25 protein-coding genes are annotated in these 22,256 nt (G+C 67.6%); 14 read left to right on the forward strand and 11 right to left on the reverse strand.

The features are described from left to right. A partial coding sequence (gene rpoD, locus J7495_RS07485) for an RNA polymerase sigma factor RpoD (protein WP_294055852.1) occupies positions 1 to 662 on the forward strand: 662 nt, incomplete at its 5' end. A 61-nt stretch (positions 663 to 723) separates the two neighbouring features. On the opposite strand, the gene J7495_RS07490 is transcribed toward rpoD, so the two are convergent. Beyond that, the gene (locus J7495_RS07490; RefSeq protein WP_294055853.1) at positions 724 to 2,295 is read right to left on the reverse strand and encodes a hypothetical protein; all 1,572 of its coding nucleotides are present in this window, start codon (positions 2,293 to 2,295) and stop codon (positions 724 to 726) included. A 193-nt stretch (positions 2,296 to 2,488) separates the two neighbouring features. Continuing rightward, positions 2,489 to 3,427: a hypothetical protein gene (locus J7495_RS07495; protein WP_294055854.1), complete on the reverse strand. Its 939-nt coding sequence runs from the start codon at positions 3,425 to 3,427 to the stop codon at positions 2,489 to 2,491. A 491-nt stretch (positions 3,428 to 3,918) separates the two neighbouring features. On the opposite strand from J7495_RS07495, the gene J7495_RS07500 reads away from it, so the two are divergent. The 7 genes from J7495_RS07500 (at position 3,919) to J7495_RS07530 (ending at position 10,020) form a co-directional block, all read left to right on the forward strand. Then, positions 3,919 to 4,584: a hypothetical protein gene (locus J7495_RS07500; protein WP_294055855.1), complete on the forward strand. Its 666-nt coding sequence runs from the start codon at positions 3,919 to 3,921 to the stop codon at positions 4,582 to 4,584. Positions 4,585 to 4,655: 71 nt separating this feature from the next. Beyond that, a complete protein-coding gene (locus tag J7495_RS07505) occupies positions 4,656 to 5,504 on the forward strand; it encodes a MoxR family ATPase (protein ID WP_294055856.1) in 849 nt (282 codons plus the stop codon). 4 nt (positions 5,505 to 5,508) lie between these two features. Then, positions 5,509 to 5,934, forward strand: coding sequence for a GFA family protein (locus tag J7495_RS07510; RefSeq protein ID WP_294055857.1), 426 nt, complete (start codon positions 5,509 to 5,511; stop codon positions 5,932 to 5,934). Between the two features lie 3 nt (positions 5,935 to 5,937). Beyond that, positions 5,938 to 6,804, forward strand: coding sequence for a DUF817 domain-containing protein (locus tag J7495_RS07515; RefSeq protein WP_294055858.1), 867 nt, complete (start codon positions 5,938 to 5,940; stop codon positions 6,802 to 6,804). Continuing rightward, positions 6,794 to 8,203 carry a hypothetical protein gene (locus J7495_RS07520; RefSeq protein ID WP_294055859.1) on the forward strand — a complete coding sequence of 470 codons (1,410 nt, stop codon included), beginning with the start codon at positions 6,794 to 6,796 and terminating at the stop codon, positions 8,201 to 8,203. Before J7495_RS07515 ends, J7495_RS07520 begins: the two co-directional genes overlap by 11 nt. Positions 8,204 to 8,261: 58 nt before the next feature. Next, complete coding sequence (locus J7495_RS07525) at positions 8,262 to 8,828, forward strand: helix-turn-helix transcriptional regulator (protein WP_294055860.1); 567 nt, start codon at positions 8,262 to 8,264, stop codon at positions 8,826 to 8,828. A 13-nt stretch (positions 8,829 to 8,841) separates the two neighbouring features. After that, the gene (locus tag J7495_RS07530; protein ID WP_294055861.1) at positions 8,842 to 10,020 is read left to right on the forward strand and encodes a VWA domain-containing protein; all 1,179 of its coding nucleotides are present in this window, start codon (positions 8,842 to 8,844) and stop codon (positions 10,018 to 10,020) included. Positions 10,021 to 10,173: 153 nt separating this feature from the next. Here J7495_RS07530 and J7495_RS07535 read toward each other — a convergent pair whose 3' ends face one another. The 3 genes from J7495_RS07535 to J7495_RS07545 all read right to left on the reverse strand — a co-directional run bounded on the left by J7495_RS07535 (position 10,174) and on the right by J7495_RS07545 (position 13,712). After that, positions 10,174 to 11,577: a nitronate monooxygenase gene (locus J7495_RS07535; RefSeq protein ID WP_294055862.1), complete on the reverse strand. Its 1,404-nt coding sequence runs from the start codon at positions 11,575 to 11,577 to the stop codon at positions 10,174 to 10,176. Between the two features lie 78 nt (positions 11,578 to 11,655). Further along, on the reverse strand, positions 11,656 to 12,792 hold the full coding sequence (locus J7495_RS07540) for a glycosyltransferase family 4 protein (RefSeq protein ID WP_294055863.1): 1,137 nt from the start codon (positions 12,790 to 12,792) through the stop codon (positions 11,656 to 11,658). A 29-nt stretch (positions 12,793 to 12,821) separates the two neighbouring features. Further along, on the reverse strand, positions 12,822 to 13,712 hold the full coding sequence (locus J7495_RS07545) for an alpha/beta hydrolase (protein ID WP_294055864.1): 891 nt from the start codon (positions 13,710 to 13,712) through the stop codon (positions 12,822 to 12,824). Positions 13,713 to 13,730: 18 nt separating this feature from the next. Here J7495_RS07545 and J7495_RS07550 point away from each other — a divergent pair, with 18 nt between their 5' ends. From J7495_RS07550 to J7495_RS07560, 3 genes are all read left to right on the forward strand, one after another. Next, positions 13,731 to 15,125, forward strand: a complete 1,395-nt coding sequence (locus tag J7495_RS07550) for a protein adenylyltransferase SelO family protein (protein ID WP_294055865.1) — start codon at positions 13,731 to 13,733, stop codon at positions 15,123 to 15,125. A 158-nt stretch (positions 15,126 to 15,283) separates the two neighbouring features. After that, positions 15,284 to 15,613: a metalloregulator ArsR/SmtB family transcription factor gene (locus tag J7495_RS07555; RefSeq protein ID WP_294055866.1), complete on the forward strand. Its 330-nt coding sequence runs from the start codon at positions 15,284 to 15,286 to the stop codon at positions 15,611 to 15,613. Then, positions 15,610 to 16,068, forward strand: coding sequence for an SRPBCC family protein (locus J7495_RS07560; RefSeq protein ID WP_294055867.1), 459 nt, complete (start codon positions 15,610 to 15,612; stop codon positions 16,066 to 16,068). The genes J7495_RS07555 and J7495_RS07560 overlap by 4 nt, the downstream gene beginning before the upstream one ends. A 55-nt stretch (positions 16,069 to 16,123) precedes the next feature. Here the strand turns inward: J7495_RS07560 and J7495_RS07565 are convergent, their stop codons facing one another. Beyond that, complete coding sequence (locus tag J7495_RS07565) at positions 16,124 to 17,605, reverse strand: replicative DNA helicase (RefSeq protein ID WP_294055868.1); 1,482 nt, start codon at positions 17,603 to 17,605, stop codon at positions 16,124 to 16,126. Positions 17,606 to 17,686: 81 nt separating this feature from the next. On the opposite strand from J7495_RS07565, the gene J7495_RS07570 reads away from it, so the two are divergent. Both J7495_RS07570 and J7495_RS07575 read left to right on the forward strand, forming a co-directional pair. Continuing rightward, entirely contained in the window at positions 17,687 to 18,169 is a 483-nt protein-coding gene (locus J7495_RS07570; protein ID WP_294055869.1) for a UPF0262 family protein, read from the forward strand. A 32-nt stretch (positions 18,170 to 18,201) separates the two neighbouring features. After that, positions 18,202 to 18,654, forward strand: coding sequence for a cytidine deaminase (locus tag J7495_RS07575; protein ID WP_294055870.1), 453 nt, complete (start codon positions 18,202 to 18,204; stop codon positions 18,652 to 18,654). Between the two features lie 130 nt (positions 18,655 to 18,784). Here J7495_RS07575 and J7495_RS07580 read toward each other — a convergent pair whose 3' ends face one another. Further along, positions 18,785 to 19,180, reverse strand: a complete 396-nt coding sequence (locus J7495_RS07580) for a DUF1330 domain-containing protein (RefSeq protein ID WP_294055871.1) — start codon at positions 19,178 to 19,180, stop codon at positions 18,785 to 18,787. 72 nt (positions 19,181 to 19,252) lie between these two features. On the opposite strand from J7495_RS07580, the gene dcd reads away from it, so the two are divergent. Continuing rightward, positions 19,253 to 19,807, forward strand: coding sequence for a dCTP deaminase (dcd, locus tag J7495_RS07585; RefSeq protein WP_294055872.1), 555 nt, complete (start codon positions 19,253 to 19,255; stop codon positions 19,805 to 19,807). A 73-nt stretch (positions 19,808 to 19,880) separates the two neighbouring features. Here the strand turns inward: dcd and J7495_RS07590 are convergent, their stop codons facing one another. From J7495_RS07590 to J7495_RS07605, 4 genes are all read right to left on the reverse strand, one after another. Continuing rightward, complete coding sequence (locus J7495_RS07590; protein WP_294055873.1) at positions 19,881 to 20,255, reverse strand: tetratricopeptide repeat protein; 375 nt, start codon at positions 20,253 to 20,255, stop codon at positions 19,881 to 19,883. Positions 20,256 to 20,438: 183 nt separating this feature from the next. Further along, on the reverse strand, positions 20,439 to 20,864 hold the full coding sequence (locus J7495_RS07595) for a biopolymer transporter ExbD (protein ID WP_294055874.1): 426 nt from the start codon (positions 20,862 to 20,864) through the stop codon (positions 20,439 to 20,441). A gap of 29 nt (positions 20,865 to 20,893) precedes the next feature. Continuing rightward, positions 20,894 to 21,373 carry a biopolymer transporter ExbD gene (locus tag J7495_RS07600; RefSeq protein ID WP_294055875.1) on the reverse strand — a complete coding sequence of 160 codons (480 nt, stop codon included), beginning with the start codon at positions 21,371 to 21,373 and terminating at the stop codon, positions 20,894 to 20,896. A gap of 87 nt (positions 21,374 to 21,460) precedes the next feature. Beyond that, positions 21,461 to 22,228 carry a MotA/TolQ/ExbB proton channel family protein gene (locus J7495_RS07605; RefSeq protein ID WP_294055876.1) on the reverse strand — a complete coding sequence of 256 codons (768 nt, stop codon included), beginning with the start codon at positions 22,226 to 22,228 and terminating at the stop codon, positions 21,461 to 21,463. Between the last annotated feature and the right edge of the window lie 28 nt (positions 22,229 to 22,256).

A 22,256-nucleotide genomic window follows, 5' to 3' on the forward strand; every position in this document is an offset into this window, starting at 1 on the left:
ACACCAACCGCGGCCTGCAATTCCTCGACCTGATCCAGGAAGGCAACATCGGCCTGATGAAGGCGGTGGACAAGTTCGAGTATCGCCGCGGCTACAAATTCTCGACCTATGCGACGTGGTGGATCCGCCAGGCGATCACCCGCTCGATCGCCGACCAGGCGCGGACGATCCGCATCCCGGTCCATATGATCGAGACGATCAACAAGCTGGTCCGCACCTCGCGCCAGTTCCTCCACGAGCAGGGCCGCGAGCCCACGCCCGAGGAAATGGCCGAGCGGCTCTCGATGCCGCTCGAGAAGGTCCGCAAGGTGATGAAGATCGCCAAGGAGCCGATCAGCCTCGAGACGCCGATCGGCGACGAGGAAGACAGCCACCTGGGCGACTTCATCGAGGACAAGAATGCGGTGATCCCGGTCGACGCCGCGATCCAGGCGAACCTCAAGGAGACGGTCACCCGCGTGCTGGCCTCGCTCACGCCGCGCGAGGAGCGCGTGCTGCGCATGCGCTTCGGCATCGGCATGAACACCGATCACACGCTCGAGGAAGTCGGCCAGCAGTTCAGCGTGACGCGCGAGCGCATCCGCCAGATCGAAGCCAAGGCGCTGCGCAAGCTCAAGCACCCGAGCCGCAGCCGCAAGATGCGCTCCTTCCTCGACCAGTAATCGAGGATGATCGACGGAAATGGGCGCCGCTCCGGGAGGCCGGAGCAGCGCCCTTTTCGTCTCAGCCGCGGATGCGCTTCGTGCTGAAGCCACCCTCGATCAGCTTCGAGACCAGCCCGGTCTCGCGCTTGAGGTCCTCGGTGAGCGCCGCCACGCCGGCGTCGGTGCCCTTGGCGAGCGCCGCGTCGAGCTCCTTCGCTGCGGGCGGGCCCTCCTTGATCGAACGCTTGCTGTGCAGCCCGAAGCTGGTGATCAGCTCGCGGACGATGCCGCCGGCGACATATTGCTCGATCGGCACGTCGGTATAGATCAGCTCGGGTGGCCACATCCGCCATTCCCACCAGGGGATCTTGGGCTTGTAGATCGGTTCCTTGGGCAGCACCCAGTCGAACACCGCGCAGCGCGAGGCGCGGCGGCCGAGCGCGTCGAGCCCGTAGCGGCCGAGGATGCGCAGCGGCGTGTCCGGCGTGAGCTCGACGATGATGTCCTGCCAGACGATCGACCACCACGCCGCCTGGCGCATCGCGCTCTGCACCGAAGGCGGGGCGAGCCAGACGCCGACGTTGAGGAAATAGGCGTCGATCTGCTTGAGCGCCGCCTGCCCCGCCGCCGTCGAGCCGAATCCGGTATAGGGCGCCGGCGAGCCCGAGAGGCCCATCAGGTTGATGTCGAACCAATGGTGCCAGGTCGAGTCCGCAAGGATGCGGCCGACGTCGACCATATGGCCGTTGTAGGCGGAGATCACCCCGATCTCCTGGCCGTGCTTGGTCGCGGTCGGGTCCTTGATCCGACCCCAGGCAATGACCTGCGGCGGCTCCTGCCCGCCCGCCCCGGTCGGCCAGTCGGCATTGCCGCCGACCGACGGCGCCAGCGCTTCGCCTTCGTGCTGGTGGTCGGGGAGATAGTTGATCGGTCCGTCGGGCCCGCACAGCACCGGGTGCGGGCGCGAATAGAAGATGCCGGTCCTGTAGCGGCGCCAGCGGATCGTCTGCGGAATGTCGTCCGACTGGTCGTCGAAGTTGAAGAAGTCGGCAGGTGGATCGGGATCGGCGGGCTCGCCCATCACCGGCGGACGCTGCACGATCGTGGTGTTCCAGTCATAGGGGGAGTTGGGCGGCGCCGGATATTGGCGCATCTGCTTGACGCGGCGGATCTGGCCGCAGAGCCCCTGCCCCAGGTTCGCATGGTCGCCGGTGGTGAGCACGCCGCCGAACTTGGGCGCGGCCATGAACTGGTCGAGCAAGGTCAGCTCGCCCGGGGTCAAGTTGCCGTTCCCCCCGGTGATGCCGAAGAACCAGATCTGGTCGTATTTGTTGATGATGTCGAGGTCGGTGAGCTTCTTCGGCGTGCCCGGGCTCACCGTGGCGCTGGGATCGAAGCCGTCGCGGTTGCAGACGTCGACCTTGAAGTCGACGTAGAAATAGGCGTGGGTCTCGAGCAGTGTCTTGACGTAGGTCAGGCCCTGGAACGAGCCGCCCTGGAGCATGATCGTGCTGTCGGTGTAGATCAGGATGCGGCACTCGGCGGGCGGGCGCCACCAGGTGAAGTCGCGTTCCCAGTCGGGGACGTTCCAGCGATCGCGCAGGATGTCGCCAAGATTTGGGCGCAGCACAGCCCCGGGAAAACTAGCCATTTTCCGTTCTCCGTTCGATAGCGATGTGTGGACGCAAGATCGATTATCGATCGGATCGAGCTGCGACTCGCCCAATACCGGGATCCGACCTGGGGAGCTTCCGTCCCGATCGAGATGGAGTCAAATATTCATCATACGATTATGGAGTCATGTCTCAGGCATCGTAACCGATCTATTATCAGTTACTTCGACATCAACCCTGCGACGGCCTGCACCAGAGCGAAACCCGCTTCGCCGCCTTGTCGAAGCTGAGCCTCGCGCAGGCGGCCAGCGCGGGCCGCGGGATGGTGAGGCCGAAGGCGGGCGGGCGGCCCTTCCAGTTCGCGGTCACCACGATCTCGTCGGGATCGTCGACCTGCCCTTCCTCGCGGATGGCCTCGCCGCGGCCGGCCTCGTCGACCCGGTCGCGCACGCGCACCGCGATCCGCGTGAACGCGAAGGGCGGCATGGCGAAGGGCCGCGCCAGCGTCATCAACCGCACCGGGCGCCTGACCCCCATGCCAACCTCGAAGTCCCAGCTCGGGCCGCTCAGCGTGCCGCCATAGGCCGCGGCGATCGCCGCGCCGGCCGCCGCCGTCGCGACGGGGTAGCGCTCGGCGGAGTCGAGGTCGAACGCCACCGTCATCCCGAAGCTCGCTTCCTTCCAGCCGGTGAGGCTCGCCGAATCGATCCCGCCGGTCAGCGGCATGTCGTAGCGGCCCTGCCCGGCGGCGAGCGGGGCGAGGACGAAGGTCACCTTGCTTTGCGGCAGGACCCAGGGCCCGACCGAACCGTCGCCCACGCTCGGCGGCGCGCCGACGAACCAGAAGGCGCGCGTCCGCTGGCGCCTGCCGCCGACCGCGAAGGGAACCGGGCGGTTGTAGCCCTTGAACTCGCGACGGCCCGAGACCGAGAGGTCGGCGCGGCCCATGATCCCGGCGGGGGAGAGGCCGTGACGGGTCACGAAGGCCTGGTTGAGCACCAGCCGGTCGGGCCCGGCCGAGACGATGTGCAGCTGCGCCGGCTCGCCCTCGACTTCGCTCGCCACGAGCTCGTCCGGCGAAACGACGAGCTCGTCTCGCGACGGAGCCTGGTCCTGCCCCGCCGCGCAGAGCAGCATCGCCGCGGTCGCCAGCCCGATCACCTTGCGCATGCGTTCCCCCTCGCCCGATCGCCGCGCCATAGCAGCGCCACCCGGCTGAATCCGTCCTGAACCGTCCGGAGCATGCCCTCGCCGAGGCGTCGCGCCCGACCTGAAGAGTCACAAGAGTCACGACCCGTCGCCGCGATCCGGCAGTCGGATCGGTACGAACCGAACGAAATCGCGCGTCATTGTTCCATCTGGCCCCGACAGTTTCAAAGAGCGGCCAGGAAACCCGGCGCGCCGAGCCAAGCAGGCGAAATCCTACATTGCAAGGAACCGTGAGCCACCCGCCACGACCGATCGTTCCAGTTGTGCAAAGGTATTTTTGGATGCCTCCAAAGAATTAACCGCAGTCATCCTCCGTCTCGTTCTGGAACAACGCGCTTCGACCTAGGTAAACTGCGCATAAACCACGTCTTTACGCGCCTTGGTATATTCCCGGATGGCATGAGAGGTCACTGCCGCCAGCGGGTGGCAGCTTTCGGTTCTTCTGGGGGCCTATGGCGTTCGATTCGGTCCAGATTGCGCGGCTCGGCGGCGCGTGGCAGGCGATGGGGGCACTGGCCGCTTCGGACGGCACGGTGAACCACCGCTGGCTGCAGCGCCTCGCCCGCACGCCCGAGCCGCTCCGCGACCTCGCGGACGCGGCGCATTATCTCTGCCTGCTCCACGGCCGCCACCCCGGCGTGGTCGATTTCGCGCTCGACCATGCGCACCTGCCGGGCGAGCATGGCTGGCTCGAAACCGCCGCCGAAGCCTTCGTCACCGAACGCGCCTATCTCGTCCGCCTCGTCGCTGCCGCCGGCCCGCTGCCGAGCACGCCCGGCCAGGCCGAGGCCGAAGCCGCCGCGGCGGCGCAGCGCCACGCGCTCGACATGCTCGCCCAATCCGATCGCAGCGGCTGCGCGAGCGGCGCCGCCTTCGCGCTCGCGCTGGACTGGCTGGCGATCCGCCCGGTGCTCGACAGCGCCGCGGAACGGCTTGGGCTCACGCCGCCGCCCTGCGGCCTGCCGCTTTCCGAGGAGACGGTCACCGTGGTCGACGCGCTCGCGCGCGAACCCAGCGTCGAGCGCGCGATGCTGTTCGGCGCGCAGCAGCTGTTCGCGCAGCACCGCGCGCTGTTCGACCTGCTCGAGGTCCGCGCCTCCGCCCGCGCGCACCATTGATTTTCAGGCGGGCGGCTTGCGCTCGCCCCCGCCTTCCCGGTACGCAAACGGTCCGTTTCAAAGGACCACCGATGCGTTTCCAGGGCACCCAGAGCTATGTCGCGACCGAGGATCTGAAGGTCGCGGTCAACGCCGCGGTCACGCTGCGCCGCCCCCTGCTCGTCAAGGGCGAGCCGGGGACGGGCAAGACCGTGCTCGCCTATGAGATCGCCAAGGCAGTCGGCGCGCCGCTGATCGAGTGGAACGTCAAGTCGACCACCAAGGCGCAGCAGGGGCTCTATGAATATGACGCGGTCGCGCGGCTTCGCGACGGCCAGCTCGGCGATCCGCGCGTCCACGACATCGGCAACTATATCCGGCGCGGCAAGCTTTGGGACGCCTTCACCAGCCCCCAGGTGCCCGTGCTGCTGATCGACGAGATCGACAAGGCCGACATCGAATTCCCGAACGACCTGCTCCAGGAACTCGATCGGATGGAATTCCACGTCTACGAGACCAACGAGACGGTGCGCGCCGCCGAGCGGCCGATCGTGGTGATCACTTCGAACAACGAGAAGGAGCTGCCCGACGCCTTCCTGCGGCGCTGCTTCTTCCACTACATCAAGTTCCCCGATCGCGAGACGATGCAGGCGATCGTCGACGTCCATTTCCCCGGCATCCAGAAGATCCTCGTCTCCAAGGCGATGGACATCTTCTACGACATCCGCGAGGTACCGGGGCTCAAGAAGAAGCCTTCGACCAGCGAGTTGCTCGACTGGCTGAAGCTGCTGCTCCACGAAGCGATGCCGCTCGACGTGCTCCAGTCGCGCGACCCGTCGAAGGCGATCCCGCCGCTCCATGGCGCGCTGCTCAAGAACGAGCAGGACGTGATGCTGTTCGAACGGCTCGCCTTCATGGCGCGGCGGCAGCAGGGGAAGTGACGCGATGACCTACACCGGGCAGTGCGCGTGCGGCGCGGTGACCGCGACGATCGAGGGCGAGCCGATCGCGGTGCGGCAATGCTGGTGCCGCCAGTGCCAGAAGATCGCGGCCGGATCCGGCACCACCAACGCGATGTTCGAGACCACGGGGATCGCGCTTCGGGGTGAGCTCGCGCACGGCAGCTATGTCGCGGCGAGCGGCAACCAGCTCAGCCAGCATTTCTGCCCGCGCTGCGGCACGCATGTGATGGGCGAGAGCTCGGCGCGGCCGCAGTATCGCAGCGTCCGCATCGGCTTCCTCGACGAGGGCCATGGCCTTGCGCCCAGCACGCTGATCTGGACCGGCGAAGCACCGGACTGGGCGCATCTCGACCCCGAGTTGCCGCACGTCGAGCGCCAGCCGCCGCCGCCCGTCGCCGCCAAGCCCTGACGCTTGCCGCCGCCCCGCGTCACGCCCGAGGTCGCCGGCGCCACCCGCTTCGCTGCGGTGCGCGCGTGGCTGGAAGCCTATGCGCCGCGGCCGGGGTGGCGGGCGTGGCTGTTCGAGTTCCTGCTGTTCGGGTTCAAGCAGGGCTGGGCCTGCCTGTTCGGCGCGCTGCTGCTGGCGCTGCTCTTCGCGACGCACCTGCTCTATCCGGCGCAAGCCCCGCTCGCGCGCTACGATTTCCTGGTGATCGCCGCGGTGCTGATCCAGGTTGCGATGCTCGCCTTCCGGCTCGAGAGCCTCGAGGAAGCCAAGGTGATCCTCGCCTTCCATGTCGTCGGCACGGCGATGGAAGTGTTCAAGACCAGCCAGGGATCGTGGCTCTATCCCGAGCCGAGCCTGCTGCGGATCGGCGGGGTGCCGCTGTTCTCGGGCTTCATGTATGCTGCGGTGGGCAGCTATATCGCGCGGATCTGGCGAATCTTCGACTTCCGTTTCGAGCCCTATCCGCCGCATCGGGCGACCTGGCTGCTCGCCGCGGCGATCTATGCCAACTTCTTCACCCATCACTGGCTGCCCGACGCGCGCTGGCTGTTGTTCGCCGCGACGGTGCTGCTGTTCTGGCGGACGCGCGTGTGGTTCACGGTGTGGCGCAGGCCGCGCTGGATGCCGCTGCTCAGCGGCTGGTTCCTCGTCGCCTTGTTCATCTGGGGCGCCGAGAATATCGGCACCTTTTCGCGCGCCTGGATGTATCCTGGCCAGGAGAAGGGCTGGACCCTGGTGTCGCCCGCCAAGCTGGGAGCCTGGTACCTGCTGATGATCATTTCCTTCGTGCTCGTCTCGACGATCCACCGCGGAGCGCGCGATGCGCGATGAGCCGCGCCGCGACTGGATCGCCGTCGGGCTGATCACGCTCGCGGGCCTCGGGCTGCGCATCGCCGCAGCGCGCGGGGGCCTATGGCTCGACGAGGCCTGGTCGGCAGTGAATGCGCAGGAGGTGGGCACCGCGCTCGGCGTGTTTCTGCGGATCAACCACGACAACAACCACCACCTCAACACGCTGTGGCTCCAGCTCGTCGGGCTCGACGCTTCGCCGGTCGTGCAGCGCGGGCTGTCGATCGCAACCGGCACGCTCAGCATCCCGCTCGCGGCGCTGATCGCGTCGCGGCAGAGCGCGGGCACGGCAGTGACCGCGGCGATCCTGTTCGCGATCTCGCCGCTGCTGGTGACCTATGGCGCCGAGGCGCGCGGCTATGCGCCGATGCTGTTCTTCCTGCTGATCGCGGTGCTGCTGACCGCGCGCTGGCTCGACGACACCAGCGCGCGGGTGCCGGCGATCCCGCTGTTCCTCGCGGTGCTGATGGGCATGTTCTCGCAGCTGACCTGCGTGTTCGGGCTGGTTGCGATCGGACTGTGGGTCGGCTGGGCGCTGCTGCGCAGCCGCAAGCCCAAGCGGGCACTGGTCGACGGCGCGCGGGTGCTGGCGCCGATGGCGCTCGCCGCGGGACTCGCGATCGGCGTGGTGCTGGGCGCGGCGCATGCGGCGGGGACGGGCCTCCAGGTCGGCTCCTACACGCCCTTCACCTTCGCCAAGCTGGGCGAAGGCCTGGGGGCGCTGATGCTCTCGACCTTCGGCGGACCCGTCGCGCTGGTCGCGGCGCTGGTGCTGCTCGCCCCGCCCGACAGCCCCGGCGATGCCGCGGGCGTGGCGCGCGACCGGTCGTTCTTCCTGTTCGCGCTGCTGATCCCGGTCGGCGTCGTCCTGCTCCAGCTCGGCAACAGCGGCGCGCCGCGCTACCTGCTGCTGAGCGGGATGGGCGCCGTGATGCTTGCGGCGGTGCACACCGCGCCGCGGCTGGCGGCAGGCTATCGCTGGCGCTGGCCGGTGATCGTCGCGCTGTCGGTGGTGATCGTCGCCTCGCTGGTCACCGACTGGCGGATCGCGGTGAATCGCCGCGCTGACCCTGCCGCGGCGATCGACGCGATGGTCGCGCGCGCGCCCGGCGGCGCCGAGGTCGCGGTCGGCTTTTCGCGCTCGGCCGCGGTGCTGCAGGCGGGCGTGGCGGCGCGGCGCTATCCGATCCGGATCGTCGAGGCCCCCTGCCCCGCGACGCGTTTCCTCTACCTCGACCGCAACGGCGGCGATCCCTTCCCCGCGGTCGCGACGCGCTGCGGGTCGCGCTACCACGAGATCGCCGGCGCGCGCCCGACGGGGCTCTCCGGCCTGCCCTGGAAGCTCTACGAGCGCGACGAAGCGCCAGTGGCGGGCCGCTGACGTGGCGCGCCGGCCTTCCCCGCTCCAACCTCGCCCCGCCAATCAGGAGGAACGATCGATGTGCGGTGAGCGAGTGAAGGCGTTGCGCGAAGCCAAGGCGTGGACGCAGGAGCATCTGGCCGAGGCGGCGGGGGTGAGCGTTCGCACGGTCCAGCGGCTCGAGGCGGGCAAGGGGTTCGCGTCCGAGACCGCGCTGGCGGTGGCGGCGGCGCTCGACGTCGACGTGCGCGAGCTGACCCGGCGCGAGGACGGACCCAACTGGCTGTGGCCGCCGGTGCCGCTCGCGGTGAAGCTGTTCGTGCCCGCGCTGCTCGTGCTGCCTGCGCTCGGCTGGCTGACGCTGCTGCTGCTCCGTCACGGCGTCGGCCTGACGGTGCCCGATCCGGCGCTGCTCGGCTCGCCCTTCCTGCTGGTCGGCGGGCCGCTGGTGGCGCTGCTGCTGCCGCTGGTGACGATGATCCACCCCGGCGCCAAGGCGGGCTGGAGCCCGGGCATGGCGACGCTGGTCCGCCCACGCACCCTGCCCTTCCTGATCGCGATGGGTGCGCTGGTGGCGCTGACCTTCTTCTTCCTGTTTTCGGCGGGGCTGGCGATCGGGCATCTCGCGCGCGCGGCCGGATTGTGACACACCGGCGCGCATGTTCTTCTCCTTCCTCGACGAGCTGCGCGCCGCCGGCATCCCCGCCAGCCTGAAGGAGCATCTGGTCCTGCTGGAAGCGCTCGACCGCGACGTGATCGAGCGCACGCCAGAGGCGTTCTACTATCTCGCCCGCGCGACCTTCGTGAAGGACGAAGGGCTGCTCGACCGGTTCGACCAGGTGTTCGCCAAGGTCTTCAAGGGCATTTCCTCGACCTATGGCGTGGCGCCGGCGGAGATTCCCGAGGACTGGCTCAAGGCGGTCGCCGAGCGGTTCCTGACCCCCGAGGAGATGGAAGCGATCAAGTCGCTCGGCTCCTGGGAGGAGATCATGGAGACGCTGAAGAAGCGGCTCGAGGAGCAGCAGGGGCGCCACGAGGGCGGGAGCAAGTGGATCGGCACCGGCGGTACCTCACCGTTCGGCAACGGCGGCTACAATCCCGAGGGCGTGCGGATCGGCGGCGAGAGCAGGCAGGGCCGCGCGATCAAGGTGTGGGAAGGGCGCGAGTACAGGAACCTCGACTCGACCCGCGAGCTAGGGACCCGCAATATCAAGATCGCGCTGCGACGCCTCCGGCGCTTCGCCCGCGAAGGCGCGGCCGACGAGCTCGACCTGGATGCCACGATCGAAGGCACCGCGCGCCAGGGCTGGCTCGACATCCGCATGCGCCCGGAGCGGCACAATGCGGTCAAGCTGCTGCTCTTCCTCGACGTCGGCGGATCGATGGACCCGTTCATCAAGCTCTGCGAGGAGCTGTTCTCGGCGGCGACGGCGGAGTTCAAGAACCTCGAGTTCTTCTATTTCCACAACTGCCCCTATGAAGGCGTGTGGAAGGACAATCGCCGCCGCTTCACCGAGCGCACGCCCACCTGGGACGTGCTCCACAAATACGGCCACGACTATAAGCTGATCTTCGTCGGCGATGCCTCGATGAGCGGCTATGAGATCAGCCACCCGGGCGGCTCGGTCGAGCATTTCAACGAGGAGCCGGGCGCAGTGTGGATGCAGCGGCTGACGAACACCTATCCGGCGGCGGTGTGGCTCAATCCGATCCCGCAAGCGCAATGGGGCTATACCCAGTCGATCCGGCTGCTCCGCGAGCTGATGACCGACCGGATGTACCCGCTGACGCTGGCGGGGCTCGACGAGGCAATGCGGGAATTGAGCCGGAAGCGGTAGGGCTCGCGCCACCCAAGAGCAAAATCGTCATCCCGGCGAAAGCCGGGACCCAGGGTTGCAAAGGACTTCCCTCGCGGCCCTGGGTCCCGGCTTTCGCCGGGATGACGCCTGTTGGTTCACGGCTTTGGGGTCGGTCGCCCGTCAGGCCCGGGGTCAATCCCCCGTCAGGATGCGGTCGACGAGCTGCTTCACCGTGGGCACGAAGCCGTTCGAGTAGAACGGATCGCGCTTGAAATTGTACGCGGCGTGGCCGGCGAACATCAGGTTCTGGTCGGTATCGCCGCCATGGGCGATGTCCTGCAGCGTCTTCTGGATGCAGAAGCTGCGCGGATCCGCCAAGCGCCCCGTCGAGTTGGTCTCATTGTCCGCCCAGCTCGAGAAGCCGCACTGGCTGAGGCAGCCCATGCAGTCGGCCTGGTCCTTGCGGATCACGGTGCGCTCCTCGGGCGTCACGAACACCAAAGTGTTGTCCGGCGTCTTGAGCGCGTCGGTGAAGCCCAGGCCATACCATTCGCGCGCGCGCAGCAGGTCGTTGCGCGTCACCCAGAAGTTCTTGCCCTTCACGCCCACGTCGAGCTGGAAGGTGTGATCGCCGGCATGCTCGGTCGAATAGGCGATCTGCCGGTCGCTGCGCGCTTCGAGATTGCGCAGGAACGGGTTGCGCACCGCCGAGGAGTAGAAGCCCGTCGGGGAGAAGCGGTGGAGGAGCACTTCGCGCTCCTCGATCTCCATCAGCTTGGCCTTCCAGCCGTCGGGGATCGGGCTTTCCTGGGTGAGCAGCGGGCGCGTGCCGAACTGGAAGGCGATCTGTCCCAGTTCGGGATTGTCGATCCAGTCGTTCCAGTCGCGGAGGTACCAGACGCCGCCCGCCATGATGATCGGCACGTCGTCCGGGATGCCGCCCTCGCGCATCGTCTCGCGCAGCGCCTTGACGCGCGGATAGGGATCCTCGGGCGCGCGCGGGTCCTCGGCGTTCGACAAGCCGTTGTGGCCGCCGGCGAGCCAGGGGTCCTCATAGACCACCGCGGCGAGCCATTCCTGCGCCTTCGAATACGCCCGCTTCCACAGCGCGCGGAAAGCGCGGCCCGAGCTCACGATCGGCAGGTACGAGACGTTGTAGCCCGCGGCGATCTCGCTGAGCTTGTAGGGCATGCCCGCGCCGCAGGTAACGCCCGCGACCATGCCGCGGGTACGCTCGAGCACGCCGTGGAGCACGCGCTGGGCGCCGCCCATCTCCCACAGCACGTTGATGTTGATCGCGCCCTTGCCGCCGGCGATCTCGAAGGCCTTCTTGACCTGCTGGACCGCGCCGTCGATCGCGTATTGGATAAGTTCCTCGTGGCGCTCGCGGCGGGTGAGCGCGCGATAGATCTGGGGGATGATCTTGCCCTCGGCGTCATAGCTGTCCGCATTGACCGCCGAGACGGTGCCGATCCCGCCCGCGGCCGCCCAGGCGCCCGCCGAGGCATGGTTGGTGGCCGAGACGCCCTTGCCGCCTTCGATCAGCGGCCAGACTTCATGGCCACCGTAGATGATCGGCTTGAGACCCTTGAACACATTTCCTCCAGTAAAGCTTGATCGCCCGAGTAAACCGAAGCGGATAGTTTAGCGAGCGGAATCACTCCGCCGGGCACCCTATGCCAGGACCCCCGGCCGTCCCATCGCGTCGGAATAAAGCGCTGCATAAGCGGCAATCATCCTCTCCTCGTCGAACAACGCTTGCGCTCGCTCCCGGTTCGATCGGCCCACCCACGCGCGTTCCTCGGGGTAGCGCGCGAGCAGGTCGATCCGGTCGCGGAGCAGGACTTCGGTTCGTTCCGGGGCAAGATACTTTTCGTTCGGGGGCGAAACCATCTCGGGAATATCACCTACCCTGGGCGCCACTACCGGCAGGCCCGCAGCCATCGCCTCGAGCACCGAAATGGGCGCCTGCTCGCTCCTCGAGCTCAGCGCGAAGATGTCGAACAGGCCGATGTAGCGATGCGGCTCCGGCAGGAAGCCTGGCATCACGAGCTGGTCGGTGAGCGCCATTGCCTCGGCCTGGTCGAGGATCGCCTCGCGCTCGGGCCCCTCGCCGACGATCACCAGCCTGGCGCGCATGTTGAGCCCGGCGACGGCGCGGACGAGCAGCGGCAGGTCCTTGACCGCACGCAGGCCGGCGAGCGTGCCGACGACGATCTCGCCCTCCTTCCTGCGGAAGCCGGGGATCGCATCGGGATCGGGCGTTCCGGCATAGGCGGAGACCGCGATGCCGTTGGCGATGCGCCGCACGCGGTCCTCGGGCACGCCCCAGGCCTTGGTCGCGATCCGCTGGAGCTTGTACGAGGGCACGACCAGCGCATTGGCGGCCGGGAGCGCGATCCGGCGGTACATGTTGCGCACCGGGCTGAGCCGCAGCGCCTCGTCCTCGTTGAAGCCGTCCTCGTGGTGGACGATCGGCGGCAGGCCCTTGCCGAACACGCGCGCGGCCATCACGCCGTCGATCGCGCCCCAATTGTAGGTGAGCACCAGGTCGAAGCGCCGCATGAAGCGCGCGATCGCTTCGTAGCGCCTGACCGAGGGCTTGCCGAGCAGCGGCGGCGGATCGAGCGCGATCTCATACTTGATCCCCGACGCAATCGCGTCGCGCGCGTTGAGCTCGTCGGGCGTCGCCGAGACGATGGTGTGCCGCGCGCGATCGCCGAACGCGTTCATCAGCCGCACGGCGCGCGCTTCCTTGCCGCCGAGGTTGAAGGTCGAATGGAGGTGGAGGATGTGGATCGGGGTCGCCATGCTGGGCGCGGTGATTAGCCTATCCGCGCTCAGCCTGCGACCGGGTAGTTGTCGACCTTGGCGAGCAGCCGCTCGATCGCCGCGACGACTTCGGGCTCCTCGAGCGTCGGCGCATGCCCGACACCCGCGACGGTGACCCGCTCCGAGCCGGGGAGGCGCTCGATCATCCGCTCCGCGGTCGCGGCGCTCAGGATATCCGAACGCTCGCCGCGGACGAGCAGCACCGGCTTGCCGGCCAGGCCGTCGAGCGTGGGCCACATGTCGGGGCCCGCCTCGTTGCCCGGCACGCGGAAGGGCTCGGCGATCTTCATGTCGTAATCGAGCACGATCCGGCCCTGGCTGTTGAGGCGATGGAGGCGCTTGGCCATGCGCAGCCAGTCCTCGATGTCGAAGTTCGGATAGACGTCGGCATTGGCGTCGGCGAGCGCGCGCGCGGCGTGCATCCAGGTCGGGTACCACACCGACTTGCCGACATAGCTGCGGATGCGCTCGAGCCCGATCGGATTGAGCTCGGGCCCGACGTCGTTGAGCAGCGCGCCCGCCAGCCGCTCACGATCGGTCGCGGCGAGCAGCATCGTGACGATCCCGCCGAGCGACGTGCCGAACGCCACCACTTTTGCCAGGTCGAGCTCGGCGAACAGCGCCTCGACGTCCTGGAGGTAGACGAGCGGCACATAGGTCATCGGGTCCTTGGCATAGCCACTCTCGCCGCGACCGCGGAACTCGACGAGGATCACGCGCCACTCGCCCGCGAGCCGGTTCGCCACGCCCTCATAGTCGCGCACGTTGCGCGTGAGGCCGGGGAAGCAGACGATCGCGGGGCGGTCAGCGCGGCCGGGATAATCGCGATAGTGGAGGCGAAGCCCGTCCTTGGACCACCAATAGCCGTCCGCCCAGGCGAGGTTGCGTCGATCTGCCATCCGGCCCCATATCGCCGGATGACCATGGCACCGCAAGCAAGTCCTGAGGGCCGCAAGGCAATATTCACGCCCGAGAGAGCGATCGAGGCGCTCGACAAGCCTTTCTATGACGCCGTGGCGCCGGCGGAATTTCCCAAGGCGACGCTGCGCTTCCGCAACCAGCGCTGGGCCGAGCGCGTCGGGCTGGGCGGACTGAGCGACGCGCAATGGCTCCGGCATTTCGCGCGGTTCGAGCCGCTGCCGGACAGCCTCGAGGGGCCACTGGCGCTGCGCTACCACGGCCATCAGTTCCGCGTGTACAATCCCGAGATCGGCGACGGGCGCGGCTTCCTGTTCGCCCAGCTCAGGGATGACCGCGGCAGGCTGCTCGACCTCGCCACCAAGGGATCGGGGCAGACGCCGTACAGCCGTTTCGGCGACGGGCGGCTTACGCTCAAGGGCGGCGTGCGCGAGATCCTGGCGACCGAGATGCTCGAGGCGCTGGGGGTGGAGACCAGCAAGACCTTCTCGCTGGTCGAGACCGGCGAGCAGCTCCACCGCGGCGACGAGCCCTCGCCCACCCGCTCCTCGGTGCTCGTGCGCCTGAGCCACGGCCACATCCGCATCGGCACCTTCCAGCGGCTCGCCTATCATGACGAGGGCGAGGCGATGGGCCGGCTCGTCGAATACTGCCTGCGCCACTTCTACGGCGAGGAACCCGGCGAAGCGCCCGCGGTGCAGCTGCTCGCGCATGTCGCGCGACGGACCGCGCGGCTCGCGGGGCAGTATATGGCCGCGGGTTTTGTCCACGGCGTGCTCAACAGCGACAACATCAACGTGACCGGCGAGAGCTTCGACTATGGCCCCTGGCGGTTCGCGCCAAGCTGGGAGCCGGGGTTCACCGCCGCCTATTTCGATCGCAGCGGCCTCTACGCCTTCGGCCGCCAGCCCGAGGCGATCTTCTGGGACGTGATGCAGCTTGCCGCCTCGCTGCGGCTGATCACCGGGGACGAGGATGCGCTGACCGGCGCGATGAACCTCTTTCCCGACGCCTATCAGGCCGCGCTGGTCGAGGCCTTCTTCTGGCGGCTGGGGCTGGTGCCGGGCGAGCCCGAGGAGAGCATGGCGCTGGTCCAGGCTGCGGCGAGTGCGCTCGACGAGACGAAGCAGTCGATCGATCGATTCTTCTTCGACTGCTTCGGCGGGATCGCGCCGCGGACCTATCCGAAGGCGTTCGACGGGGCGCTGTCGGTGCTTGGCCAGTTCGCCCCGCGCAAGACGCGCGTGCACGCCTATTGGCGCGACCACGAGCCCTGCTCGATGCTGATCGACGAAGTCGAGGCGATCTGGTCAGCGATCGACCAGCGCGACGACTGGAAGCCGCTCAACGACAAGGTCCTGGCGATAAGGCGGATGGGCGAAGCTTTGGCCTAGCCAAAACCCGTCATCCCGGCGAAAGCCGGGACCCAGGGTCACGAGCGACGCGCTTTGCTGCCCTGGGTCCCGGCTTTCGCCGGGATGACGGTTGAGGGGAGCGCGGATATGCAACTTTTCGGTTGCCTATCTGCAAACATGCAACTATCCGGTTCCATATGAACCCGCCCGACGACGACGACATCTTCAAGGCCCTCGCCGACTCCAGCCGGCGCCGGCTGCTCGATCGCCTCCACGCGACCGACGGCCAGTCGCTCGCCGAGCTCTGCGCCGGGCTCGATATGACCCGCCAGGCGGTCGCCAAGCATCTCGCGATCCTCGAGGCGGCCAACCTCGTCGCGACCCGGCGGCAGGGCCGCGAGAAGCGCCATTTCCTCAATCCCGTGCCGATCCACGGCATCGCCGAGCGCTGGATCCGCAAGTTCGAGCAGCAGCGCCTCGCCGTGCTCGCCGCGCTCAAGCAATCCCTCGAAGGAGAAGACCCATGACCGATACCCCGAAGAGCAGCTTCCTCTACGTCACCTACATCCGCACCACGCCCGAGCGGCTGTGGGAGGCGCTGACCGACTCCGATTTCTCGCAGCAATATTGGCTGGGCGCGCGCGCCGAGTCCGAGTGGAAGGTCGGCGCGCCGTGGCGGCTGGTGTTCCCCGACGGGCGCGAAGCCGATTCGGGCGAGATCACGGCCTTCGATCCGCCCAGCCACCTCGCGATCCGCTGGCGGAACCAATGGTCGCCCGAGCTCAATGCCGAGGGCTGGTCGCTTTGCACGATGGACCTCGAGCCCGCGGGCGACGCCGTGAAGCTCACCGTCACCCACAGCATCGAGCGCGCCGAATCGAAGTTCATCGGCGCAGTCTCGGGCGGCTGGCCCAAGATCCTCTCGAACTTGAAGTCGCTGATCGAGACCGGCGAGACGCTGATGCCGCCCAAGGCAGCCTGAGAGCTACTGCCATGCCACACCCTCTCCCCGCGAAACGGGAGAGGGCCGGCCAGCCTCAAGCCAGATCGCTGAACTTGGTGAACTGCCGATCGAACCGCAGGTCCACCGAACCCGTCGCGCCGTGGCGCTGTTTGGCGATGATCACGGTCGCCTTGTTCGCGATCTGCTGCTGGCGGTCGAACCAGTCCTGGTATTTCTGGATCTCGTCGGCAGTCGAATGGTCGCCCGGCTGCGGGGGCGCCTTGAAGTCGTGATAATATTCGTCGCGATAGACGAAGAGCACGATGTCGGCGTCCTGCTCGATCGAGCCCGATTCGCGAAGGTCCGAGAGCTGGGGGCGCTTGTCCTCGCGGCTCTCGACCTGGCGGCTGAGCTGCGAGAGCGCGATCACGGGCACGTGGAGCTCCTTCGCCAGTGTCTTCAGGCCGCGGCTGATCTCCGAGATTTCCTGCACGCGCCCGTCGCCCTGGCTGCGCGAGCTGCCCTGGAGCAGCTGGAGATAGTCGACCACCACCATGCCGATCTTGTGCTGGCGCTTGAGCCGCCGCGCGCGCGTGCGCAGCGCCGCGATCGTCAGGCCCGGGGTATCGTCGATGAACAAGGGCAGCTGCTCGAGATCGGCGGCGGCACGCGCGAACTTCTGGAAGTTCGCCGGGCTGAGGTCGCCGGTGCGCAGCTTCTCCGAGACGATCTCGGATTGCTCGGAAAGGATGCGCATCGCCAGCTGGTCGGCCGACATTTCGAGGCTGAAGAAGGCCACCGGCGCGCCGATCGACTTCTCCTCGTCGATCCCAGTCGTCTTGTCGTCGATCCAGCGGCGCGCCGCGTTGAACGCGATGTTGGTCGCAAGCGAGGTCTTGCCCATGCCCGGGCGACCGGCGAGGATGATCAGGTCCGATCGGTTCATGCCGCCGGTCATCGCGTTGAGGTCCGACAGCCCCGTGGTGATGCCCGACACGCTGCCGCCTGAATTCATCGCGCGCTCGGCCTGCTTGACCGCCAGCGCCGCGGCGCGGGTGAAGCTCTTGGCGCCGCTCTCGGTGCCGCCCTTCTCGGCGACATCGTAGAGCTTCATCTCGGCGCTCTCGATCTGCTTCTGCGGGTTCACTTCCTCGCTGGTGTCGAGCGCGCCCTCGACCATGTCGCGGCCCACGCTCACCAGCGCGCGGAGCACCGCCAGGTCGTAAATCTGGTCCGCGAAGGCGCGCGCGCCGATCAGGCTCGCCGGATTGCCGGTGAGCTGGGCGAGATAGGCCGGCCCGCCGAGCGTCTTCATCGCTTCGTCGGCCTGGAACAGCGGGCGCAGCGTCACCGGATTGGCGACGAGGTTCTCGCCGACCATGTTGGCGATCGCCGAATAGACGCGGCCGTGGAGCGGCTCGAAGAAATGCTCGGGGCGCAGCTTGATCATCACGTCTTCGACGACGCGGTTGTCGATCATCATCGCGCCGAGCAGCGCCGCCTCCGCTTCGATGTTCTGCGGCAGGGACAGGCCCTCGGGTTCCCCCGGGGCGGCAAGTCGAATCGGTTCGGCCATCCCCCCGTTTCAGCGTTCCGTGCCTGTTCCGCAAGGACCCGGCTTGTGGAAGACGGGGAATGCTAGGATAGGAGCGGCTGCATGGCCGATCCGCGGATCATCGACGTCACGCTCGACGAGCGCACCATCCTGTGGCGATCCGCGGACGTCGAGCAGGAGCGGCGCATCGCGATCTTCGACCTGCTCGAGGAGAATGCGTTCGCGCCGCAGCGAAAGGCGGCGGACGGCTATGCCGGGCCCTATCGGCTGCACCTGAGCGTCGAGGAGGGTCGGCTGGCGCTGGCGATCCGGCGCGAGGACGGCGCGCCGCTCGAGACGATCGTGCTGGGGCTCGCCCAGTTCCGCCGCCCGATCCGCGACTATTTCGCGATCTGCGACAGCTATTACAAGGCAATCCGCAACGCGACGCCGGCGCAGATCGAGACGGTCGACATGGCGCGGCGCGGCATCCACGACGAAGCCGCGCGGCTGCTGATGGAGCGGCTGGACGGCAAGATCGCCGTCGACTTCGCCACCGCGCGGCGACTGTTCACGCTGATTTGCGTGCTGCACATTCGGGGTTGAGGGGCGCGGCCGCGCGGCCCATGTTCGTGCGAATGGACGACAGAGTAAGCGAACTGATCGAAGCGGCACGCGCGGCGGCGCGCCATGCCCACGCCCCATATTCGCGCTACGGCGTCGGCGCGGCGCTGCGAATGGCCGACGGCGGTATCGTGACCGGTACCAATTTCGAAAATGCGAGCTACGGCCTGTCGCTGTGCGCCGAGACGGTGGCGCTGGCCACGGCGAACGCCCAGGGACGGCTGCGCGAGGTGGTCGAGGTCGCGGTGGTGGCGGGGCCGATCGGCGCGGACGGGCTGCCGGCGGGCGACGTGCTCGCGAGCCCCTGCGGGCGCTGCCGGCAGATGCTCAACGAGAGCGCGCAGCTGGGCGGGCGGGACCTGCTGGTCCATTGCGGGGCGCCGGATGGGGATGCGGTCGTGACTTACCGGCTGTCCGAGCTGCTGCCGCATTCGTTCGGGCCGCGGGATCTGGGCGTGGAGGGGTAGCCTCCGCGCCCTTCAAGTTCAGCCGCCATCCCGGCGAAAGCCGGGATCCAGGGGAGCAAGCCGTGTCGCCCGTGGCCCCGGGTCCCGGCTTTCGCCGGGATGACGGTTGATTGAACCTGGGTCCTCGCCCCTACTTCGGCGGAACCCCCTCGACGATGAACACCGGCCCCTCCGCCGACGCATGCCGCAGCGGCGCGATCGCCAGATAGTCGGGCGAGGCGTTGAATGCCCTGGCCGCCTCGACGCTCGGGAATTCGATGATCACCACTCGCCCGCTCGGCGCCTCGCCCTCGACCGGCGTGATCCCGCCACCGCGGACGATGTAGTGGCCGCCGTATTTCGCCAGGATCGCCGGCACCTGCGGCGCATATTGCCCGAACTTGGCCGGGTCATGAACGGTCAGCTGCGCGACGACATAGCCCTTGGGACCCGTGGCCTGGCCCACCGCCTGGCCCGCGCCGCTCGCCGCCGGCCCCGCAGTCAGCGCCGCCGCCGCGACCAATCCCGCCATTCCGATCCGCTGCATCCTCGCCTCCCCAAGCTGGCCCGAAAAGCCGGGCGCTTGCCCTCGCGCCATTTTGCCGCAAAGGCTCACCGCATGTCGATTCTTTCGGACCGCTGGATTCGCGAGCAGGCGCTCGAGCACGGCATGATCGAGCCCTTCGTCGAGGCGCAGCGCCGCGAGGGCTGCATCAGCTACGGCCTCTCTTCCTACGGCTATGACGCGCGCGTGGCCGACGAGTTCAAGATCTTCACCAATGTCGACAGCGCCGTGGTGGACCCGAAGAACTTCGATTCGAACAGCTTCGTCGACCGCAAGACCGACGTCTGCGTGATCCCGCCGAACAGCTTCGCGCTCGCGCGCACGGTCGAATATTTCCGCGTGCCGCGCGACGTGCTGGTGATCTGCCTCGGCAAATCAACCTATGCTCGCTGCGGGATCATCGTGAACGTGACGCCGCTCGAGCCCGAATGGGAAGGCCATGTCACGCTCGAATTCTCGAACACCACGCCGCTGCCCGCGCGCATCTATGCGAACGAAGGCGCCTGCCAGTTCCTCTTCCTCAAGGGCAACGAGGCCTGCGAGACGAGCTATGCCGACCGCGCCGGGAAATACATGGGCCAGCGCGGCGTGACGCTGCCGCGGCTCTGAGGCCCAGTCCGAAAACCTCCCATCCCAACTCGCGGAGCGCCCGGGCAGGCGACGCTCCGCACCGGAAACCGGCTCAGTTGGCAGCCGTCGCCGGACTCGCCTCGCGGCGGTCGAGACGACGCAGGCCTGCCTCGGCCAGCGCGTGCGAGCCGAAGCTCGACTGGTTGCGCATGTCCATCAGCACATTTTCCTGCGCCAGCACCTGGCGATAGAGCGCACGCGCCTGGTCGGCGCGGCCGGTGTGCGCATAGACCGCCGCGAGGTTTAGCAGCAGCTCGGGGCGGCCGGGATGGATGCGAAGTTCGCGCATCAGCACCTTCTCCGCATCGGCATAGTCGCCGGTCGTGATGGCAGCGCTCGAGACTCGCGTCGCTTCCTGGGCCTGGACGGGCGCCGCGACGCCGGCGAGCGGAACAGCAGCGGCAAGAGCGAAAACTGCGAAGCGCATGACGCCATCCCTCCTTAGGTTACGCCACAGTTACGATACTGTGACAATTGAGAGACTCTTTCATGACATTTTCATTGCAGTTTTGCAAACATCGCCCTCGGGATCGTGCGCAAAAAAAGAGGCGGCCCCGAGAGGCCGCCTCCGATCATTCCGCTGCGCCTCGAGGGCGCGGCGCCATGTTCCTCAGAACACGGTCATATATTGCTCGTTGCCGACGAAACCCAGCTTGGTCACGTTCGCGCGCTTCACGATCGCGAGCACGTGATCGACCACTTCGTAGCGCGCATTGGGATCGGGCTGGAAGTGGAGCTCGGGCTCCGGATTCATCGCCGTGGTCTGGTCCAGATACTGGCGCAGACGCGTATCGTCGACCTGCTCCGAGTTCCAGAACACGCGGCCGTCGGCATCGATCAGCAGCTTGTTCTTCACCGGATCGACGGTCATCGGCTGGTTGGGCTGCGCCTGCGGCAGGTCCACCTTCACGGCGTGCGTCTGGATCGGGATGGTGATGATGAACATGATGAGGAGCACGAGCATGACGTCGATCAACGGCGTCGTGTTCATTTCCATCATCGGCTCGCCGTCGTCGCGGCCACCGCTCATTGCCATCTTGGTCTACTCCTTATGTGCGGTGCTGGTCAGAGACGTTCGGTCGCCGTGCCCGCCTCGGGCTCGGAGATGAAGCCGACCTTGACGAAGCCCGCACGCTGCATCGTGATGATCGTACCGCCGATGCACTTGTACGGCGTGTTGATGTCGCCGCGGATGTGAACTTCCGGCAGTTCGAGGCCGGCAGCGTTCGGGCCGCCCTGCCGCGCGATCTCGTCTTCCAGGCGCTTCACCGCGCGCTTCAGCAGATCGTCGGAGCTCACCTTGGCGAGGCCCCAATAGACTTCGCACTGGCCGTCCACCGCGCGCACCGAGAGCGACACATTCTCGGGCTTGGTCGTGGTCGGCTCGAACGCCTGCTTCGGCAGGGTCAGCGGAATCGTCTGGATCACCACGGGGATCGCGATGAGGAAGATGATCAGGAGCACCAGCATCACGTCCACGAGGGGCGTGGTGTTGATGTCGGACATCGGTACGTCGTCGCCGCCGCTACCTGTGCTAATCGCCATTGCGCGCTTTCCTATCTTCGCATTCAGCCCGCCGCCTTCCGCGGCGGGAGGCCGTGCGGAGCTCCCGCACGGCCCATTGCCGTCAACTTACGCAGTGGTCGTCGCGGTGGTGGTCGCCGGCTTTGCAGCGGCGCCCTTGCGCGAGCCGGTCGCGGGCTTCACCCGGCCGTCCGACGCGAGGTAGCCGAGGACGTCGTTCGAGAACGAGCCCAGCTGCTCGGCGATCGCCTTGTTGCGACGCTGCAGGAAGTTGTAGGCGAGCACCGCGGGAACGGCCACGACGAGGCCGAGCGCGGTCATGATGAGCGCTTCACCGACCGGACCGGCGACGGTGTCGATCGACGCCTGACCCGCCGCGCCGATCTTGATGAGCGCGCGGTAGATGCCGATAACCGTACCGAACAGACCGATGAACGGCGCGGTCGCGCCGACCGTGGCGAGGAACGCCAGGCCGCCGGCGAGCGACGAGTTGATCGAGGCCTCCGAGCGAGCGAGCGAACCGTGCAGCCAGTCGTGCGCTTCGACCGGGTCGGTCAGCAGCTTGAACTGGTCCTGCGCCTGGAGCGCGTCGTCGACGATCTGGCGATAGGCCGAGTTCTTGGCGAGCTTGGCAGCGCCATCGCGGATGTTGGTGGCGTTCCAGAAGGTCGCGCGGACGCGGCGGCCCTGGTTGATGATCTTCTGCTGCTCGAAGATCTTCGTGAAGAAGATGTAGAGCGAGAAGAACAGGAAGACGGTCAGGATGATGAAGACCGACCAGGCGATGATGCCGCCCTGCTGCAGCGCTTCCCACAGGCCGTAGGGGTTGCTGCTCTTTGCAGCGGCAGCGCCGCCCGCGAGAATGGTGGTGAGCATGTTCAGTTCTTTCCTCTAGAAAATGTGT

The sequence above is a fragment of the Sphingomonas sp. genome (genome assembly GCF_017745215.1).
In the GTDB taxonomy this organism is placed as follows: Bacteria; Pseudomonadota; Alphaproteobacteria; order Sphingomonadales; family Sphingomonadaceae; genus Sphingomonas.